At 65.2% G+C, this 3,086-nt stretch carries 4 protein-coding genes; 3 read left to right on the forward strand and 1 reads right to left on the reverse strand.

Translation table 11 applies throughout. The features are described 5' to 3' along the window. The 3 genes from RTN46_RS16810 to RTN46_RS16820 all read left to right on the forward strand — a co-directional run. A partial coding sequence (locus RTN46_RS16810) for a sugar phosphate isomerase/epimerase (RefSeq protein ID WP_312183147.1) occupies window positions 1-696 on the forward strand: 696 nt, incomplete at its 5' end. 46 nt (window positions 697-742) lie between these two features. Then, complete coding sequence (locus tag RTN46_RS16815) at window positions 743-1,756, forward strand: Gfo/Idh/MocA family oxidoreductase (RefSeq protein WP_312183150.1); 1,014 nt, start codon at window positions 743-745, stop codon at window positions 1,754-1,756. 17 nt (window positions 1,757-1,773) lie between these two features. Then, complete coding sequence (locus tag RTN46_RS16820; RefSeq protein WP_312183152.1) at window positions 1,774-2,646, forward strand: sugar phosphate isomerase/epimerase; 873 nt, start codon at window positions 1,774-1,776, stop codon at window positions 2,644-2,646. A 54-nt stretch (window positions 2,647-2,700) separates the two neighbouring features. Here RTN46_RS16820 and RTN46_RS16825 read toward each other — a convergent pair. After that, window positions 2,701-3,086: 5-deoxy-glucuronate isomerase (locus RTN46_RS16825; protein ID WP_312183154.1), on the reverse strand; the 386-nt coding region annotated here is incomplete at its 5' end.

Here is a 3,086-nt window from a genome sequence, read left to right on the forward strand (position 1 = left end):
GTGTTCACCGCGTTCCACCGCGGGGTGGACCAGTGGGACATCGCCTGGGAGCCGGCCCGCAAGGTCGCGGAACTGACGGCCGCCATGGGCGGGGAACACATCGTGGTTATCCCCGCCATGTGGCGCGACGACGTTACTGGCGAGGCCGTGGAAAACGGCGAGCTCAGGGTCGAGCAGTGGGATGACCTGTTCAACGGCCACAACCGCCTGGGCAAGGTAATTTCCGAGGAATTCGGCCTGCAGCAGCAGTTCCACTCGCACGCCGACTCGCACGTCTGCGTGCAGCCGGACATCGAACGCTTCCTGCAGAACACCGACCCGCAGCTGGTCACCCTCTGCCTGGACACCGGCCACGCAGAATACGGCGGCGCCAGCAGCGTGGACCTGATTGAGAAGTACCCCGAGCGGATCGGCTACCTGCACCTGAAGCAGATCGACCCGGCCGTGCTGGCGACGGTCCGTGAACAGAACCTGACCTGGGCGGCAGCCAACCTGGCCGGCGTGATGACCGAGCCGCCGAACGGGCTGCCGGACCTGAACAAGGTGATCAACGCCGTCGAGAAGCTGGACAAACCCATCTTCGGCATCGTGGAGCAGGACATGTACCCGGTGGCCGACTTCGGTGTTCCCATGCCCATCGCCAAACGGACCTGCGGCTACCTGCTCTCCTGCGGTTCGCGGACCAGGGTCCAGTAATCCTTTGCAGCCCTCCATCCAGCCAGACCAGCCAGAAGGAAACACTATGAGCCAGAACCTCCGCGTTGCCGTGATCGGCGCGGGACGCATGGGTATCGACCACATCCAGCGCATCCACCGCCGGATCCACGGCGCCGAGGTGGCCGCCGTCGTCGACATTGACTTGGACCGGGCCAACGCCGCCATCGCCGGTATCCCCGGCGCCGTGGCGCTGACGGACGCCCAGGCTGCCCTGGACAATCCGGAGATCAACGCCGTGCTGATCGCCACCCCCGGTTTCCTGCACGAGGAGATCCTGCACGCCGCCCTGGCCAAGGACATTCCCATCCTGTGCGAAAAGCCGCTGACCCCGGACGCCGAGTCCGCCTGGAAGGTTGTCCAGGCCGAGGAGAAGCTGGGCCGCAAGCGGATCCAGGTTGGTTTTATGCGCCGCTTCGATGCCGAATACGCGCTGCTTGCCGATGTCATCAACGGCGGGGAGCTCGGTGAACTCCTGATGCTGCACCACCAGCACCGCAATCCCACCACACCGCCGGGCTTCACCAACGAGATGCTGATCAACGACTCCGTGGTCCACGAATTCGACGCCATCCGGTTCTTCACCGGCGAGGAAATCACCTCAGTGCAGGTGCGGTCGGGGAAACGGACCCGCAACGCGCCGCAGGGCCAGAACGACCCGCAGCATGTGCTGCTCGAGACCGAGTCCGGTGTCCTGGCCGACGTCGAGATCTACGTCAACGCCCAGTACGGCTACGAGGTTGCCACCCAGGCCTCCTTCGAATCGGGCATCGTCAGCATCGGCGGCGACTCCGGACCCTCCGTTCGGACGCAGGGGCGCTGGGGCGGCACGGTGGCACCGGGCTTCGAGGAACGTTTCGGCGCAGCGTACGACGTCGAAATCCAGGCCTGGGTCGATGCCGCGCTGAAGGGCGAGATTGGCGGGCCAAGTGCCTGGGACGGTTATGCCACTGCGGCCTGCTGCGAAGCGGGCGTCGCGGCCCAGCAGACGGACGGCAAAGTTCCCGTCCAGTTGAACGAAAAGCCCGCACTCTACAACTGAGTCAAGGAGGGCCACCGATGAAGATCGCCCTGGATCCAACCCCGTTCCACCACAGCCACTCGGTGCTTGAGTTCCCGAAAATCGCGGCAGAGCTGGGCTACAAATACCTCCAGCTCACCCCGCACCAGGACGTCCTGCCCTTCTTTACGCATCCAAAGGCCGACGACGCCTTGGTCACCGACCTGAAAAAGGCCTGTGCAGAGGCCGACGTCGAAATCGCGTCAGTCCTGCCCGTCCTGCGCTGGTCTTCCCCGGATGAGAATCTGCGCGAGGCCGCCGTCCGCTACTGGAAACGCGCGGTGCAGATCGCCGTGGACCTGGGTGTGACGCAGATGAATACCGAATTCAGTGGCCGGCCGGAGCAGGCGGAGGAGTCCGAAGCAGCGTTCTACCGGTCGATGGAGGAACTCGTGCCGGTCTTCGAACGTGAGGGCGTCCACGTGGCCATCGATCCGCACCCGGACGACTTCGTCGAGGAAGGCCTCGCCGCCTGGCGGGTCATCCGCGGCGTCAACTCGCCGAACCTGGGCTTCGTTTACGTCGCCGCGCACTCCTTCCACATGAAGGACGACCCGGGCGAGATCATGGCGGCCGTGGGGGACCGGCTGCGGGTTGTCCATGTTGCGGACACGATGGACCACCATGCCTCGCACGGCCTGCGCTACATCACCAACCCGCCGGGCACTCCCGTCCGCGTGCACCAGCACCTGCGGATCGGCGACGGCGACGTCGACTGGCAGGAATTCTTCGGCGGGCTCGCCGAGAACGGTTTCCTGGACCGGCCGGACTCGATTATGGTCTCCAGCGTCTTCGCCGAGAATGAGAACGCCGTCGAAGTCTCCCGATTCCAGCTCCGGACCATGAAGGAGTTCATCGGCGGATTCCAGTGACGGGACCAATGCCACGGCCGGCCTCTAGGCCTCGGCTGGCCTGGCTCCCGGGAATCAGCCGGTGAACGGCAGCCGGGGATCCAGCTGCTGGTCCTCCCAGGTCCGGCGGATCCAGCCGTGGTGCGGATCATCGCTGATCAGCCACTCACGGACCCGGCCCGGGCCTGCCATCACGTTCAGGTAATACAGGTCGTAGCCGGGAGCGGCCATCGCCGGACCGTGCCAGCCGTAGGGAACCAGGACCACGTCCCCGGTTCGGACCTCGGCATTAACGTCGATGGGGCGCTCGTCCGAGGAATAGACCCGGGCGTAGCCAACGGGGTCTGCCTGGCTGGGCGCAGGAGCATCCTTGGCCAGCCTGGTTTCGAAGTAGTAGATCTCCTCAAGGCTGGTCTCGCCGTCCTTCTCCTCGTCATGTTTGTGCGGGGGATAGGAGGACC

This window comes from Arthrobacter sp., assembly GCF_031988865.1.
Taxonomy (GTDB): domain Bacteria; phylum Actinomycetota; class Actinomycetes; order Actinomycetales; family Micrococcaceae; genus Arthrobacter_B.